Source organism: Nocardia amamiensis NBRC 102102, assembly GCF_001612745.1.
GTDB lineage: Bacteria > Actinomycetota > Actinomycetes > Mycobacteriales > Mycobacteriaceae > Nocardia > Nocardia amamiensis.
This window is the reverse complement of record NZ_BDBA01000205.1, coordinates 1-16,891: the sequence shown is the minus strand read 5'-3', so window position 1 is coordinate 16,891 and position 16,891 is coordinate 1. Positions and strand designations below refer to the sequence as shown.

Sequence of the window (16,891 nt, the reverse complement as noted above, 5' to 3'; positions counted from 1 at the left end):
GACGGCCACCTGGGCGCGAGCCGGGCCGCGAACCGGCCATGCTCGATCTCGCTTCGTTCGAAACTCGGTGTGGTGCCGGTATGTCGTAGATTGCGTGGATGGCAGTCGACCAGCGCTTCACCTGGATAGTGCGGACCATGGACGTGCGGCCCGCCGACCGGGTCCTGGAGATCGGCCCGGGTTCCAGCGAGTCGATCGCCTGCCTCGCTGAACAGGCGACCGGCGGGACCATCGTCGGTGTCGAGCGGTCCGCAACGGCCATCGCCCGCGCGCACAAAAAGTATGCCGCCCAGCTCGATTCAGGCCGGGTTCGCCTGGTGCATGCCGACCTGGCGAATGTGGACCCGGACCGGCTGCTGGGCGAGATCAGCGCCGGCACAGCGGGTTTCGACAAGATCCTGGCGGTGAACGTCAACCTGTTCTGGACGAAAAAACCCAGTGCCGAGCTCGCCCTGATCCGGCGGCTCCTGGCACCCGGCGGCACCCTGTGCCTGTACTACGGCTACGGCACGCCCGACGCGTCGGAGCCGACCAGTCCGAAACCGGCTCCGGGCAAGCTCACCGAGCACTTGGCCGAGGCGGGCTTCGAAGTCCGCATTATCTCCTCCGGCGATCTGCTGGGGTTGATCTGCTCGGTCTGATTCGCGGTGCCCGCAGGGCTCGCGCCTGAGCAACCGTCGCCGGCGACTTCCTCGCGAAGGCGACGGTCACTCGGACGCGAGCCCGGGCGCTCATTCAGCGCGCGCGACGCTGCCGCACCGCGCCGGCCAGCCGGTCCAGTTGAGCCGCGGTGGTCTCCCAGTCCAGGCACGCGTCGGTGATGGATTGGCCGTAGGTGAGTTCGGTGGCGCGGCCGAGGGTGAGGTCCTGGCGTCCCGCGACCAGGAAGCTCTCCAGCATCACGCCGACCACACCGGCTTCGCCCGCGGCCAGGCGGTCTGCGATGTCGGTGACCACGTCCACCTGCTTGTTGTGGTCCTTGTTGCTGTTGCCGTGGCTGGCGTCCACGACAATCCGCTGCGGTAGCGACGACTTCTCCAGCCGCAGGCACGCCTCGGCGACCGAGGCCGCGTCGTAGTTCGGGCCGTTGCTGCCACCGCGCAGGATCACATGGCAGTCCGGGTTGCCGGTGGTGCGGATCAGCGCGGAGCGGCCGTCGAGGTCGGTACCGGGGAACACGTGACTCGCCGCCGCGGCGCGCACACCGTCCACCGCCACCTGGACATCGCCGTCGGTGCCGTTCTTGATGCCGACCGGCATCGACAGCGCGCTGCTGAGCTGCCGGTGCACCTGGCTGGCCGCGGTACGCGCGCCGATCGCGCCGTAGGACACCAGGTCCGCGATGTACTGCGGGGTGATCGGGTCGAGGAACTCACACGCCACCGGAAGCCCGAGCGCGGTGATGTCGACCAGCAGTTTGCGGCCGAAGCCCAGACCGGTGTTGACGTCGAACGAGCCGTCCAGGTGCGGGTCGTTGATCAAGCCCTTCCAGCCCAGGCTGGTGCGCGGCTTCTCGAAGTAGACCCGCATCACCACGTGCAGCCGATCGTCGAGTTCGGCGGCCTTGTCCGCGAGACGGCGGGCGTAGTCCAAGGCGGCGGCGGGGTCGTGCACGGAGCACGGGCCGACGATCACCATGAGACGATCGTCGGCGCCGTTCAGCACGTCCACCGTGGCCTTGCGGCCCGCACGGACGGTGTCGGCCAGGGCATCGGTGATCGGATGCACGCGACGCACCTCCGCCGGCGAGCGCAGCGGGCTGATGTTGCGGGTGCGTTGATCGTCCAGATCGGAATGCCGAGCGTCGACGTCGGCTGCGGTTGTCATGTCGTGGGTTTCCTTTTCTCGGGGCCGACCCACGGACGTGATACCCGTCGAGCCGGTCCATCATCCGGCTCGGGGTGGAGTGTTGTCAGCGCACGTGGTTGCCGCAGACCAGCCCACCCAGGGCCGGCTTGCTAAACCAGAAATACACGTGCTGCACGTCAGGCACAGTACCAGGCCGCTACCACGCCGTGAACGCGGAGTGGTGCGTTTAACGCTCTGTTTGTTTTGCAGCGACTTCGTCGCTGCGTGTTCGCGGCCCTTTTGTGGCTCGCGTCCGAGCGACCGCCGCTTGCGACTTCGTCGCTTGCGCGGCGGCCACTCGGACGCGAGCCGGGCCGCGAACAGACAATGCTCGGTCTCGCTGCGCTCGAAACCGGAAGTGGGGCTGGTGTGGTCGCCTTGCGCGGTAGCTGCGACGCCGGGTGTTCGCGACCAATTCTGTTGGCATCGCAACCGCTACCTGCCTGTTGTGCACCGTAGGTCCGCACCACTTCCAAGCCGGGCCTGGAAGGCTTTATGAGCGGCACCACCTTACGCAGGCGCCGCACAGCAAATGCGGCGATTACCCCCACTGACCCGGGACATAATCGCCCGCAGGAGTGCGGGCGATGACGTTCATCCGGTTCCAGGCGTTGATCATCGCGATGGCGGCGATGAGGGCGGCGATCTGGTCGTCGTCGTAGTGTTTGCGGACCGCCTGCCATACCGCGTCGCTGACGGCGCGGCCGTCGCCGATGCGGGTGGCCTCTTCGGTGAGCGCCAGCGCGGCGCGCTCGGCCTCGGTGAAAACGGTGGCTTCGTGCCAGGCGGCGACCAGGTTGAGCCGCACGGAGGTCTCGCCTGCGTGCGCGGCGTCCTTGGTGTGCATGTCGGTGCAGTAACCGCAGCCGTTGATCTGGCTGGCGCGGATCTTCACCAGCTCGTAGGTGGCGGCGGGCAGGGTGGAGTCGCTGATCACCTTGGAGGCCATGGTGAGTCGTTTGACGAAGCTGCCCGCGACCGGGTTGGCGTAGAGGTCGAAGCGGCGTTCCATGATGTCCGTCCTTTGTTCGTTCCTGTTGGATTCACAAAGACGACGGCGCGATGCGCCCGAGTGTGACATCGCGTTGTGTTGCCTGGATCACAACGCCGGATGGCCGAGCGAGGGCAGCGATCGGTTACCGCGTGAAGTCGTAACTGACGCCGGTCAGCTTCTCCGACAACTCCCACAACTCGCCCGCGACCTTCTCGTCCCTGGACGCCTTGGACGAACCCGACGGCACCGGGTAGCCACGAAAGCCGCCGAACCCGCTCGGGCCGTAGAAACCGCCCGGCTCCACGTCGGCGGTCGCGGCGTACAAGCTCGGCAGTGCGCCCATCGCGGCGCTCTGCGCGAGCAGCCGGTTGCCCAGCGCCATCACCTTGTCCTGGAACGATTCGGTGTGCGACTGCAACTCGGTAGCCGCGTAGCCGGGGTGCGCGGCGACCGAGATCTTCCGCGAACCTGCCGCGGTCAGCCTGCGCTGCAATTCCCGGGCGAACATCAAATTGGCCAGCTTGGCCTGCGCATAGGCGGGCCAGCGCTGATACTTGCGCCGCTCCCAATTGAGATCGTCCAGGTCGATCGTGCCCATCTGATGTGCGCCGCTGGAGACGGTGACGATCCGGTCGGCGATCTTGTCCAGCAGCAGCCCGGTGAGCGCGAAGTGGCCGAGATGGTTGGTGCCGATCTGCCGTTCGAATCCATCGGCGGTGCGCCCTTCGGGCAGCGCCATGACGCCCGCGTTGTTGATCAGCACGTCGGCCCGGTCGACGCCCTCGGCGAACTCGCGCACCGAGGCCAGGTCGGCGAGGTCCAGCCTGCGCACCTGGGCTCGGTCCCCGAGCTCGGCTGCCACTTGCTCACCTTTTGCCAGGTTCCGGCAGGCCAGCACCACCTCGGCCCCCGCACCGGCCAGTGCCCGCACCGTCTCGGCCCCCAGGCCGCTGTTGGCACCGGTCACGATGAACGTCCGACCACTCTGGTCGGCCAGATTCGAGGTGTCCCACCTGGTCATGGCCGTAAGTCTAGTCCGCGCCCGGCTCAGGCGACGGATGCGGAAACACCGGTGCGCCGCTACGTCTTGGCGAGGATTTCCTCGTCCGACATCGCCGCGACCTCCAGGTATAGCGCCGCTACCGTGTCCAATCGTCCTGCCGATCCCTGCTCGCGTTCTCGATCAGTCATCCGCGCGGCCAGGCCCTCGACAGTCCGCGCCGCGAACAGGTCCGCAACTACCGTTTCGGGCGCGTCCAGCCATTCCCGTACCCGGGCGATCACGGCGGTGGCCAGCACCGAATCGCCGCCGAGGGCGAAGAAGTCGTCGGTGACGCCGACCCGCTCGACGCTCAGCACCGTGGTGACGACGTCGGCCAGCGCCCGCTCCAGATCGGTTCGGGGAGCGACGAATTCGGCGTCGTCGTCGCCGCGTGCCAGCACCGCGTGAATCGCCTTGCGGTCGGGCTTGGCGTTCGGGGTCAGCGGCAGGTCCGGCAGGATCTCCATCCGCGCGGGAAGCATGCAGGCGGGCAACAGATCCGCGACGGCGTCCAGTACCACCGCGACGGTCATCTCGACACCTGCCTCGAGCACCATTGCAGCGGCAAGCTTGGGCGCCGCGGTTCCGACCACCGTCGCGATCGCGTGACGCACACCGGGCACGGATCGCAACGCGCTCTCCACCTCACCGAGTTCCACACGGTAGCCACGGATCTTGACCTGATGGTCCGTGCGGCCGAGGAACTCCAGGCAACCGTCCGGGAGGTATCGAGCGAGATCGCCGGTGCGGTACCAGCGCATGCCGTCATGGACGACGAACCGCCCGGCGGTACGCTCGGCATCGCCGCGGTAGCCCGCCGCGACGCCGTCGCCGCCGATCCAGAGTTCGCCGGTCACCCAGTCGGGGCAGTCGTGGCCGGTGGGGCCGACCACCCGGCACCGCACGTTGCGCAGGGGCGTGCCGTACGGCACCGCGCTCCAGTTCGCCGGAACCTCGGCGCCGACCACCTCGCAGATCGTGGAATGGATCGCGGTCTCCGTGGCGCCGCCCAGCGCGACGAACCGGCAGTCCGGCGCCACCTGTGCCAATCGCCTCGGCAGGGCGACATCCACCCAGTCCCCACCGAGCAGCACGGTGCGCAGCGAGTCCAGGCGCGCGCCCGCCGCGGCGGCGAGCAGCATGTCGAGCAGGCTGGGCACGCAATTGACCAGCGAAACACGATGGCGGCGAACCAACTCCACCCATTGCGCGGGCTCGCCGCGCTGCGCGTCGTCGACCGTCACCACCGCGCCGCCCGCGCCGAGCAAACCGAAGACGTCATAGACCGACAGATCGAACTCGAGCGCCGAGAGCGCAAGGCAGCGATCGGCCGCGCCGAGGGCGAAACGCTCGTTCAGATCGTCGATGGTGTTCATGGCGGCCCGATGCGGTACCTGTACGCCCTTCGGCTTGCCGGTGGAGCCGGAGGTGAACAGCACATAGGCAATGCCCTCGGCAGAACCGAAGATCGGACGCGGCAAAGGTTCCGGATGACGACGCGCCGCAGTGAGAGCGACGGTCCGCATCCCGGGAATCTCCGCGCCTTCGACGGTCAATGCGGCGACACAGTCACCGGTGCGCAGGATCTCCGCTCTTCTGGCCGCGGGCTGATCGAATCCGATCGGAACATAGACCGCCCCGGCGGCGAGCACACCGAGGACGGCCACGATCTGGTCCGGCCCCTTGGGCAAACTGCACGGCAACCGAATCACCCGGCAGCACACCGGCTTCGCGCAGGGCGCCCGCGACGGCCAGCGCTTCCGCCGCCAACTGTCCGTAGGAGATCGCTCGGTCCGGCTCCCAGAGCAGCGCGGGCGCGTCGGGTTCCGCCGCCGCGTTCGCGAAGAATCCGCTGTGCAGCAACCGTTCGCTCACCGGACCCGAGGTCGCGTTGACCCGCGCCCGGGTGGCCGCCTGCTCGACCGGAATCCGCAGCGTCGCCTCGGCATCCCAGCCTGCCGAACGCTCCGGCGCGCCGTCGCCCGCCAGGCGCGTGATCGCGTCGATGTAGCGGGCGAACATCGCGTCGATCACGCCGGGCGGGAAGGCCGCTTCGCGCACGTCCCAGTTCAGCAGCAGGCCGCCGCGCACCTCGGTGATCTGCGCGTCGAGTAGCACCTGCGGGCCTTGCGAGATGATCCACACCGGCTCGCCGAAGGTCTCGGTGACGACGTCTGCGAACAACTCCCCGAGGTTGAGCGCGCTGGTGTAGACGATCGGCGCGAGCACCGGCTCGCCGTGCAGGCGACCCAGATCGCGCAGCACCTCCAGGCCGGAGTACGCGGCGTGCGCACCGGCGGCGTGCAGACTCGCCTGCAAGGCGCGGGCCCGCTCCGTGACGGTGGCCGGTTCGGTCACGTCGACTTCGAGCAGCACAGAGGAAGTGAAGTCGCCGACCACGCCGTCGACCTGTGGATGCGCCGGTTCGCGGTGGAAGAGGGGCAGATTCAGCAGAAAACGCCGTTGCGCCGACCACGCTCCGATGGTTTCGGCGAACACGGAGGCCAGCGCCATGGCGGAGTGATACCGCGGGCGTGCGCGGCCTCGAACAGCCGCGATTTCGCCTCCGGGGTGAGCCACCGGTGATAGCGCACCGTCCGGCTCGCGCCCGAAACACTCTGTGCCTGCGGAAGTTCCGGTGCGCCGGGCAGCTCATGGAGTCGCTGTTGCCACCACTCCCGGTCGCGATCGTGCTCGGCGCGGCGTCCGCTCGGCTGGTCGGCGAGGTATCGCCGGAAGGTGTACTCCTGCTCCGGAAGCGACTCACCGTGGTAGAGGTGCGCCAGATCGCCGACCAGGATGCGATAGCTCATCGCGTCGGCCGCCAGCATGTCCACATCCAGATGCAGCCGGCTCCGCCCGTCGGCAAGCAAGGTCAGGGCGATGTCGATGACCTGGCCGTCCTCGACTGCCATCCGCTGGTGGGTCTTGCGGTCGCGCAACGACTCCAACGCCTCTTGCGCCTGCGTCGGCGGCAGTGCGCGCAGGTCGGTCAGCGTCCACACCGGACGGCCCGGACGGGCCATGGTCTGCTGGGTGCCGTCCGGCAGGAAGCGGCTGCGCAGCATCGGAGGCCGCCGCACCAGCGCTTCGACCGCTCGCTCCAAGCGCTCGGGATCCACCCCGGCGCCGTCGAACTCGACATACAGGTGCGCCGCGACGCCGCCCAGCTCCTGCGACTCGGAACGGCCGATCCAGTAGGCGTGCTGCATCGGCGCGAGTTCGAAGGGCGCGTCGTCGTCCTGCTCCGCCTGTTCCGGCCGCGGCTCGGTGGGCGCTTCGACGGCCTCCGGCTCGCCAGCACCGCCGAGCAGCCCATGCCAGCCGTCCACGGTCGGGTTCGCCGCCAGCAGCGCGAAATTGATGTCGATGCCGCGCTTGCGCCAACCGCCGGCCAGCTTCATCGTCCGGATCGAGTCCAAGCCCAGCTGGATCAGGTCGGCGTCGTCGGCGATCGAGTCGGCGGGGATGCCGAGTTGGCCCGCGATGGCCGCGCGGATTTCGTCACGCCCCACCGCGGCTGCGATGGTTCCCGTTTTCCCCGCCCCGTCCCCCGGTCGCTGTGCTGACTGCATCTGGCGCTGCCACTCCTTGGTCGCCGCCGAAACCGGCGGATCGAGACTGCTCGGCGGGTAGCCTATCGCATTGAAATAGGGTTGCCTAACCTATCTAAGGTAACCCTCGGCTCGACTATCTGTGAGGCAGACCGTGACTTCGATACCCCTCGCGTCCGCACCGCATCGCGACGGCTATGTCCCTTTTCCCGCGCACACAGCCGCGGAGTATCGAGCCGCCGGGTACTGGACCGGGCAACCGCTCGGTGATCTACTGCGCACGACCGCACGCAGGCATCCGCTGCGCCCCGCGCTCCTCGACGCCGAGGGACCGCGTACCTACGCCGAGGTCGACGCCGCCGCGGACCGGATGGCCCACGGGTTGCTCGCGCTTGGCATCGCACCCGGCGACCGGGTGGTGGTCCAGCTGCCGAACGTGCCGGAGTTCCTCACCGTGCTGTTCGGGCTGTTGCGGGCCGGGATCATCCCCGTCCTGAGCCTGCCCGCGCACCGGCGCGCCGAGATCGAACACCTGGCTGGGCTTTCCGAGGCGGTCGGCTACATCGTCGCCGACCGGGTCGGCGATTTCGACTACCGCGAACTGGCCGCGACCGTGCGGGACGCGGTGCCCTCCCTGCGCCACGTCCTGGTGCTCGGCGACCCGGGCCCATGCACGGACCTGCGCTCGATCCCGCGCGAGGGCGGCGAGCTGCCCGAGATCGATCCGAGCGATATCGCGCTGATGCTGGTTTCCGGCGGTACCACGGGACTTCCGAAACTGATCGCCCGCACGCATGACGACTACGTCTACAACGCGACCGCCAGCGCCGCGGTATGCGAATTGACCGAAGACGACGTATACCTCGCGACCCTGCCCGCCGCACACAACTTTCCGCTGGCCTGCCCCGGCATTCTCGGCACCGTCGGGGTCGGCGGCGCGGTGGCCTTCGTCAGTGATCCGAGCCCGGAGAACGCGTTCGCCGCGATCGAGCGGCACGGCGTCACGGTCACCGCGGTGGTGCCGCCGCTGGCCCAGCTCTGGTGCGCCGCCACCGAATGGGAAGCGGCCGACCTGAGTTCACTGCGTCTGCTGCAGGTGGGCGGCGCCAGGCTGGCCGAGATCACCGCGAAGGAGGTGACTCCCGCGCTGGGCGCGACCCTGCAACAGGTGTTCGGGATGGCCGAAGGCCTGCTCAACTACACCCGGCTCGACGATCCCGTCGAGTTGCTGCACACCACCCAGGGCAGGCCGCTGTCACCCGCCGACGAAATCCGTGTGGTGGACGGCGACGGCAACGAAGTCGCGCCCGGCGAGGAAGGCGAGTTGCTGACCCGTGGCCCGTACACGATCCGTGGCTACTACCGGGCACCCGAGCACAACGCGCGCGCGTTCACCCCGGACGGCTTCTATCGCAGCGGCGACCTGGTGCGCCGGCTGCCCAGCGGTCATCTCGTGGTCTCCGGGCGAATCAAAGACGTGATCAACCGCGGCGGCGAGAACATCTCCTGTGACGAACTCGAGGAGCACCTGCTCGCCCACCCCGCGGTCCGGCATGCCGCCGCTGTGGGACTGCCCGACCCCGCGCTGGGCGAAAAGGTCTGCGCCGTCCTCGTCGTCGACGGCGACATGCCCACCCTGGCCGAGATCAAGACCTTCCTCGCCGCTCGCGGGCTCGCCACCTACAAACTGCCGGATGTGCTGCGGCCCAGCGACAAGCTGCCGATCACCGCGGTCGGCAAGATCGACAAAATGGCCCTGCGCGCGCAGGCGTGAGTAGCGCTGGGCCGGAAAGCCGACGGGCAGCGCACGATCGGTGCGCTGCCCGTTCGCGCTCATGCCTTGACCACGTAGGGCGCGATGCTGCCCAGCTTCTCGCAGGTCTCCTCGAACTCCCGCTCCGGCCGGGACTGACCGACGATCCCGGCACCGGCACGCAGCCAGGCGCCCTCGGCGTTCTGGTACACCGCCCGCAGCACGAGCGTCGCCTCCATCGCACCGGTCGGCGAAATAGTCAGCACCGCACCGGAATACAGTCCCCGCGGATCGTGGTCCAGCCGGAACACCGAGTCGACGCCCTCGCGCTTGGGAATGCCGGAGGCGGTGACCGAGGGGAACAGCATTTCCAGCGCGTCCCAGCTGGACCGGTCGGCGGCCAGCCGCCCGCGCACGGTGGACGCCAGGTGCTGCACGCTGCCGCGCTCGCGCACGGCCATGAAATCCGACACCGCGGGCGTGCCGGGAGCGGCCACCGCCGCGATCTCCGCGAACGAGGTCTGCACCGAAATCGCGTGTTCCACGATCTCTTTCGGATCGGTGATCAGCTCCGCTCGCGCGGCCAGGTCGGCCGCAGGGCCGCGACCGAAGGCGCGGGTGCCCGCCAGGGGTTCGGTGGTCACCACGCGGTCGTCGTCCACGGACGCGACCAGTTCCGGGCTGAAGCCCGCCGCCTCCAAGCCACCGAGCCGCAACAGGAACGACCGCGCCGGAGTGTTGTGCGCGCGCCCGAGCCGATAGGTGGCCGGAACATCGACCGGGAACGGCAAGCCGACCTTCCTGGACAGGATGACCTTCTGGTACCGCCCCGCCTGGATCTCGCCTACCGCCTCGGCCACCCGATCCCGGTAGCCGGTCGGATCGATGCGGATATCGGCCGGATGCGCTGTCGGCAGTTCGGTGTTCTGCGACTGCGCGATCAGATCGTGGATGTCGCCGGTCTCGGCCGGGGTCGCACCGGACACCTGGACACCGAATTCGCCCATGCGCACCTCGATGCGGGGAATCATCAGGTGTGCCAGCGCGGTACGCGGGTCGAGGTGCTCGGTCGCGTCGAGCGCCCACGCGCAGAACTCGAATCCGATCCAGCCGTAGGCGTTCCGCCCTTCGAGGGGCAACGCGCCGAGCGCGCGGTCGATCACCCCGGCCGGGTTTCCTGCCCAGCTGCTGGTCGTGCTCTGCCCCGCCCACGTGACCCGCAGCTCACGCACGTCCAGTTCGACACTGCCGAGCGGATCGGCGGCGAACACCCATTCCCCCGGACGCTCGTACATCACGTACTCGCCGAACCGCTCCGAGGCCGCCAGCTGGGACATCGCTGCCGCCGGATCGGTTACATACTCAACCCGCAGGCGTTCCGTGGTCGACAACGATCCTCCAAAGGTTACCCTGACCTAACTCGTGGAGGTAAGGTTAGCATTACCTGCATAGCGGCACCGATCTGCTCGCGGCCACAACGGATAGCCGTCTGGATCAGTCCATTGCCCTGTCGGGCACACCCTCTCGAAGACTGCTCACCGGTATTGGGGAGGGCCGAAGCCGCCCACACCCGCACCATGCACACCGAACTCGCCGCGCCGACTGCCTGCGCGGAATCGACCCGGCGGGATTGAATAGTGGAGAGCGTCACCTGCGGAGGGAAGAACATCGATGATCGATCACCGCGGCGATTCACCCGCGACCGCCCGACCCGAGACCGCACCGCAATCGGTGGTGGCCCTGATCGACGCCGCATCGGGGGTGGAACGCGAACTCGTCGGCACGTGGGTAGCCGACGGCGGGATCGGCGCGCAGTTCGGCACCGACGCCCCGGTCACCCAGCTGGACCTGGACGCGGGCGCCGTCGCCGCCCAGCTGGTCAGCAGGCGCGACGATCCGCTGGTGGTGCCGATCCGGGTGCTGTGGCTGCCACCGGAGCGCGACGGCGTTCGGCGCGTCACGTTCTCCGACCTGGTCCTGATGACCAACCCGCGCAAACCCAACCGGTTGGCGCAGCGCAAGCTGCTCGGCAAGTCGCCGGACCGATACGTCGTCCTGACCGGCGCACCCGCCCGGCTCAGCGAGCTGCGGGCGAACAACCCGGAGGCGTCCGCGCTGTTCGACAAGGGCACCGCCGAGCCGTTCGCCCGTGCCATCGTGCGCGCGGCGGTAGTGGCCCTCGAACGTTCCGAACGCACCATCATCGGCGACCGGTACAAGGTGCCCCGGCTGGTGACCGAGGAAATCCTCGACTCCCCCGAATTCCTGCGCAGGCTGGAATTGATCGCCGACCAGATCGGGGCGAGTCCGCACGAGGTGTATCGCCGCGCGGAGAAGTCGCTCAGCGAACTCGTCGCCGCCCAGAGCAGGCTGGTCTCCGATCTGTTCACCCAGGCCATGCGGCCGATACACGCCTCGACCTGGAATGTGGACTTCGACGAATCCGGCCTCACCGGGTTGCGCGATCTCAACCGCCGCTATCCGCTGGTGTTCCTGCCTTCGCATCGTTCGTACGTGGACGCGCTCGTGCTCGGGGACGTGCTGGCCCGCAACGACTTTCCGCCGAATCATGTGATCGGCGGCGCGAATCTCAGTTTCTGGCCGATCGGGCCGATCGCCCGGCGCAGCGGAGCGGTATTCATCCGGCGCAGTTTCGGCGACGACGAGGTGTACAAGGCCGTCGTCGAGGAGTACTTCGCCTACCTGCTGGCCAAGCGCTTCAACCTGGAGTGGTACTTCGAAGGCGGCCGTACCCGCACCGGCAAGCTGCGCCCGCCGCGCTACGGCTTGCTGAATTACCTTGCCGCGGCGGTGCGTACGAATCGTGTCGACGATGTCATGCTGGTCCCGGTCTCGATCACCTACGAGCGGCTCAACGAACTCGGCGCCATCGCCACCGAGCAGGTCGGCGGCACGAAGAAACCCGAGGGGCTGGCCTGGCTCGCGCGCTACATCCGCAGCCAGCAGCACTCGGCCGGGCATGTATACGTGCGATTCGGCGAGCCGCTGTCGGCCCGTGATCGGCTGGCGGCATACGGTGACCCACTCATCACCCCGCCACTGACCATCCCACTGCACCGGATCGAGCCGATCCCGCCGAGCCGCACCGAAGCCGGGATCGTCGGCGACCACGAACCACCGGAAGTCACCGAGCTGGAACGCAAGGCCGTGCAGCGGCTGGCGTTCGAGGTCGCGGTCGGGATCAACGCGGTCACGCCGATCACGGTCAACGCGCTGGTCACCCTGGCGCTGCTGGGCGTGGACGGGCGCGCCCTCACCCTCGGCGAAGTGCGCACCGTGCTCGCGCCGGTGCTGGGCTACATCGACAAGCGCGAGCTGCCCGGCGGCGAACTCGACGCCCTTCGTGACGAACAGGGCCTGGCCGTCGTGCTGGAGCAGCTGTCGCTGGCCAAGGTCGTCACGGTGTACCGCGGCGGGCTGGAACCGGTGTACTCGATCGAATCGGGCGCGCACCTCGAAGCCGCGTTCTACCGCAACAGCGCCGTGCACTGGTTCGTCAACCGCGCGATCCTCGAGCTGTCCATCCTCGCCGGTGTCGACATCGGTGACGACGACTACGCGTTGAAAACCGGCTGGGACGAGGCATTCCGGCTGCGTGACCTGCTCAAGTTCGAGTTCTTCTTCCCCGAGCGCAGTGAGTTCTCCGACCAAATGGTGGCGGAGATGCTGTTGGTGGACCCCGAGTGGTACAACCACACCCGCCGAGACACGCGGAGCTCGGACATCCTGGGGAAGCTCACCGCCTCCGGATTCATGATGGCCCACCGTGTGCTGCGCTCCTTCTTCGATGCGCAACTCGTGGTGGCGGAGCGGCTGGCCGCCCGGGACCCGGGCGACGAGATCGACCACAAGGAGTTCATCGCCGACTGCGTGGCCGTCGGCAAGCAGATGATGCTGCAGCAGCGGTTGCACAGCCCGGAGTCGGTCTCCACCGAGTTGTTCACCAGTGCGTTGAAACTGGCCGACAACTACGACCTCTTGGCGACGGTGCCGGACGACTCGGCGGCTCGCGCGGAATTGTCCCAGCGCAGAACGGAATTCGCGGAGAGCCTGCGTGCCATCAGTGTCCGCATCGCGCAGGCCGCCACGCTGGACCCGTCCAACATGGAATTGCGGTGAGCGATTGTCCCGAGAGCACCGCGATATACAGGAGATGCGATGAGACACCATCGCGAAGCACTCGTCGCGCCGACGGAACGCGGGAAGCAGGAGATTCGATGACCGACGCGCGTGCTGACCTCGACGCCGCGGTCACCGCCATCCGCTCAGGACCGCGGGGTCCCAACGTCGCCGCGGTCTTCGACTTCGCCGGCACGGTCATCGACGGCCCTGGGCGACGGCGTCGGCCGCTGGGCCGCCGCAAACCCGAGGACGTGCTGCGCGGCGGCATCCGCAATGGCATGACCGACGGCGAGTACGCCCGATTCCTGCGGCAGCTCACCGAAGTGCTGGCCGGACGCTCCGAAGCAGAACTGGACGAGCTGGGCAGGCAGCTGTTCCGGCGCACCAGCTACGGGCACCTGTATCCCGAAGCGTGGCAGTTGATCCGGACCCACCGGGCAGCCGGGCACACCGTGCTGCTGGTCAGCTCGCTGACCAGGTTCCAGGTGCTGCCCGCCGCGACGCAGCTGGGCGTAGCGCACGTCCGCTACACGCCAATGGCCACCGACGACGGCGTGCTGACCGGCTACCCCGACGGAAAGACGCTGTGGCGCAACGGCAAGGCCGACGCGGTCACCGAATTCGCCGCCGCACAGGGCGTGGACCTCGAACGCAGTTATGCCTACGCCGACGCCATCGCCGATCTGCCGCTGCTGTCACTGGTCGGCCATCCGGTGGCGGTGAACCCCGATGAGGAGTTAGCCCAGATCGCCGACCGGCAGCGCTGGGCAACGCTGAGCTTCCGGCCGCGCCGCCCTCCGCGCGCCGGCGACTACGCGCGCACCGCAGCCGGATTCGCCGGACTGCTCGGTGGCGCGCTCTTCGGGGTCGCTTCGAAGGCGCCGACCCGAGACCGCCAGCAGATGGCCGACGCAATGATGGCGCAGGCGGCGCGCAATACGCTGCGGATCGCAGGGGTGCAGATCCGGGTCACCGGCGCCGAGCATGCGAAATCACCACGACCCGCTGTCTTCCTGTTCAATCACCAGAGCCAGTTCGACATCATCGTCGTGCCCGCAGTACTCGAGGGCGGCGTGACCGCCATCGGGAAGAAGGAGCTGACCAAGAATCCGGTGTTCGGGCCGCTCATGCGCTTCGCCGGAGCGACCTTCCTCGATCGCTCGAATACCGCGCAGGCGAAGGCGGCGCTACGACCGGTAGTGGAGACCTTGCGCAGCGGGCTATCGATCGCGGTTTCCCCGGAGGGAACCCGCTCTTACACTCCCGAGATCGGTCCGTTCAAGAAGGGCGCCTTCCACATCGCGCTCCAGGCCGGGGTGCCCGTGATCCCGATCGTGATCCGCAACGCGGGCGAGATCTGCCGGCGCAACTCCATGGTCGTCCGGTCCGGGACCGTTGATGTGGCGATCCTCGAGCCCATCGACGTCAGCGGATGGGATCCCGACGACATGGACGCCGACGTGGCACGGGTGCGACAGCTGTTCATCGACACCCTCTTGGACTGGCCCTAGTTGGTCACCGAGCGCAACATACGGCCCCACTCCGATTTACCAGCGAAGCGACGCCGAGCATTCCCCGTTCGCGGCCCGGCTCGCGTCCGAGTGGCCGACGTGTCCGCGACGCAGTCGCCAGCGGCGGTCGCTCGGACGCGAGCCACAAGGGGGCCGCAAACCCGCAGCGCCGCAGGCGCTGCACATCGAACACAGGCTCAGACCGCGCGGCCGAACAGCAGCTTCCACGGCATCAGTGCCGACTCGAGCTGCACTTTGAGGCTCATCTTGGAGGCGCCGAGGGTTCGCTCCTCGAACCGGATCGGCACCTCGGCGATCGTGAACCCCTTCTTGATCGTGCGATAGTTCATCTCGACCTGGAAGGAGTACCCGTTGCTGCGAATCGAGGCGACGTCGATGGCGCGCAGGGTGTCGGCCTTCCATGCCTTGAAACCCGCGGTGGCGTCCTTCACGCCCAAGCGCAGAATCAGGTTGACGTAGAAGTTGGCCCAGGCCGAGAGCGCCTTGCGGTACCACTTCCACTCGGCGGCGGTCGAGCCGCCGGGGACGTAGCGGGAACCGAGCACCACGCCCGCATCGGTGGTCGTCAGCTTCTCCAGCATGGCCGGGATGACTTCGGCGGGATGCGAGAGGTCGGCGTCCATCTGGATCACCACGTCCGCGCCCTCGTCCAGCGCGCGCGTGATACCCGCCACGTACGCGCGCCCGAGCCCGTCCTTCTCGGTCCGGTGCAGCACGCCGACCACGTTCGGCAGCTCGGCGGCCAGCTTGTCCGCCACCTCGCCGGTGCCGTCCGGCGAGCTGTCGTCCACCACGAGCACGTGCAGATCGGGCACGGGCAGCGTGGTCAGCCGCTCCACCGCAACCGGTAGATTCTCCCGCTCGTTGAAGGTCGGCACAACAACGGTAACCCTCAAGGGTCGCCCTCCCTGCTGATCCTGGTTCCGCTCGCAGCCCACACCAGGACCACCGAGCATTCGTAGAGTTCTGGAGAACCGTACTCGATAGCCCTGACCGCGGACTTGGCGGCCGCACCCGCCGCGACCCCGTTCGGCCCTCCGACCTGCACCTCAAGATCAACTTTGCCGGACCGGGGATACCGCCCCGGCCGCGCCGCCAGGCACGGCTGAATTCATCGCACGATTCAGCGCCGCCGCGGACAATCCGGCACGACGACCCGAAATCCATTGCCACACAACGTTATACTTCCGGCACCGCCGTGCTCAGTCCCCCTCGCGCCAGGCGCGATCCCTCGCGTCCTCGCGCTCGTTGCGGGCATGCACGATTTCCAGAGCCCGCTCCGCCGTCGCCCGGTCCGGATAAGGCCCCATTCGATCGCGGAACCAGCACTGCCGTCCTTGTTCGGCTCGTTTATGCTTCAAGCAGTAATACCAGCGCTCAGCCATACCTCCAGCATCCCACCGAACACCCCACCTGATCCCGATTTCGCGTTCGCCCGCCCGTAGCGGTGAGCCGGTTACCCGCAATTCTCGGCCGAGATCCACCAGGGCGATCTACCAAAGACTTCGGTAAATGGATGAGCAAGTCGCATATCAGAACCGCACCGAACACGACGAAGAGTATCCGCACCGAAGCCAGCCCATCTGTGGTGAGAATGCGAACGCCCCTTCGATACACAGCGCGCCCCGGCTCGTGCGCCGCATCGCGCGGCTGAGAATCAGCAGCCGCGGGAGCAATGCCAGCCCGCAATACGCGACGATGATCAGCGGCCACAAGGCAGGTAGCGGACCGAATGCGAAAACCATCGCAAGTCCAGCCAGATAAGGAACGACCGTCGCCGCCGCCGCGATACCGATCGCCACCCCCAGCACGTCGAGCAACCAGTGTTGCCGTCGCAGTGCCGTCCTCCGTGCAGCACGTCCACCGAATCGAGGAAGGCGAACCCCACAAGCGCGAACAGACGGCGGCGCCAACCTACCCGCGCCGCACTGGACGACTGCCGACCCCCACACGAAGCCTCTTGCGGTACTGCGCGATCCGCCACACCCGCGAGCGCACGAGCCGCCAGCCGGACCAACGCACAGA

The 16,891-nt window shown here is 68.1% G+C and carries 11 protein-coding genes and 1 pseudogene; 4 read left to right on the top strand and 8 right to left on the bottom strand.

The features are described 5' to 3' along the window. The first annotated feature begins 98 nt into the window (after positions 1 to 98). Complete coding sequence (locus NA4_RS30525; RefSeq protein ID WP_067477906.1) at positions 99 to 641, top strand: class I SAM-dependent methyltransferase; 543 nt, start codon at positions 99 to 101, stop codon at positions 639 to 641. Positions 642 to 735: 94 nt separating this feature from the next. Here NA4_RS30525 and NA4_RS30520 read toward each other — a convergent pair whose 3' ends face one another. The 4 genes and pseudogenes from NA4_RS30520 to NA4_RS30505 form a co-directional block, all read right to left on the bottom strand. Beyond that, positions 736 to 1,827, bottom strand: coding sequence for a 3-deoxy-7-phosphoheptulonate synthase (locus NA4_RS30520; protein WP_067477903.1), 1,092 nt, complete (start codon positions 1,825 to 1,827; stop codon positions 736 to 738). 562 nt (positions 1,828 to 2,389) lie between these two features. Further along, positions 2,390 to 2,860, bottom strand: a complete 471-nt coding sequence (locus tag NA4_RS30515) for a carboxymuconolactone decarboxylase family protein (RefSeq protein WP_067477900.1) — start codon at positions 2,858 to 2,860, stop codon at positions 2,390 to 2,392. 124 nt (positions 2,861 to 2,984) lie between these two features. Next, positions 2,985 to 3,863, bottom strand: a complete 879-nt coding sequence (locus tag NA4_RS30510) for an oxidoreductase (protein ID WP_067477897.1) — start codon at positions 3,861 to 3,863, stop codon at positions 2,985 to 2,987. A 59-nt stretch (positions 3,864 to 3,922) separates the two neighbouring features. Continuing rightward, positions 3,923 to 7,459 (bottom strand): annotated as a pseudogene (locus NA4_RS30505) (non-ribosomal peptide synthetase). Positions 7,460 to 7,601: 142 nt separating this feature from the next. On the opposite strand from NA4_RS30505, the gene NA4_RS30500 reads away from it, so the two are divergent. Then, positions 7,602 to 9,212 (top strand): (2,3-dihydroxybenzoyl)adenylate synthase, encoded by a 1,611-nt coding sequence (locus NA4_RS30500; protein ID WP_373862852.1) that lies wholly within the window; start codon positions 7,602 to 7,604, stop codon positions 9,210 to 9,212. Between the two features lie 59 nt (positions 9,213 to 9,271). Here NA4_RS30500 and NA4_RS30495 read toward each other — a convergent pair whose 3' ends face one another. Then, positions 9,272 to 10,582, bottom strand: a complete 1,311-nt coding sequence (locus NA4_RS30495; protein WP_067477892.1) for a salicylate synthase — start codon at positions 10,580 to 10,582, stop codon at positions 9,272 to 9,274. A 280-nt stretch (positions 10,583 to 10,862) separates the two neighbouring features. Between NA4_RS30495 and NA4_RS30490 the strand changes: the two genes are divergently transcribed. Then, positions 10,863 to 13,331 carry a glycerol-3-phosphate 1-O-acyltransferase gene (locus tag NA4_RS30490; RefSeq protein ID WP_084497605.1) on the top strand — a complete coding sequence of 823 codons (2,469 nt, stop codon included), beginning with the start codon at positions 10,863 to 10,865 and terminating at the stop codon, positions 13,329 to 13,331. A gap of 98 nt (positions 13,332 to 13,429) precedes the next feature. Further along, on the top strand, positions 13,430 to 14,845 hold the full coding sequence (locus NA4_RS30485; RefSeq protein ID WP_067477889.1) for an HAD-IB family hydrolase: 1,416 nt from the start codon (positions 13,430 to 13,432) through the stop codon (positions 14,843 to 14,845). Positions 14,846 to 15,042: 197 nt separating this feature from the next. Here NA4_RS30485 and NA4_RS30480 read toward each other — a convergent pair whose 3' ends face one another. The 3 genes from NA4_RS30480 to NA4_RS30470 form a co-directional block, all read right to left on the bottom strand. Next, positions 15,043 to 15,822, bottom strand: coding sequence for a polyprenol monophosphomannose synthase (locus tag NA4_RS30480; RefSeq protein WP_218022467.1), 780 nt, complete (start codon positions 15,820 to 15,822; stop codon positions 15,043 to 15,045). A gap of 246 nt (positions 15,823 to 16,068) precedes the next feature. After that, complete coding sequence (locus NA4_RS30475; protein ID WP_067477883.1) at positions 16,069 to 16,251, bottom strand: hypothetical protein; 183 nt, start codon at positions 16,249 to 16,251, stop codon at positions 16,069 to 16,071. Between the two features lie 147 nt (positions 16,252 to 16,398). Next, entirely contained in the window at positions 16,399 to 16,686 is a 288-nt protein-coding gene (locus NA4_RS30470) for a hypothetical protein (protein ID WP_157129392.1), read from the bottom strand. Positions 16,687 to 16,891: the final 205 nt, after the last annotated feature.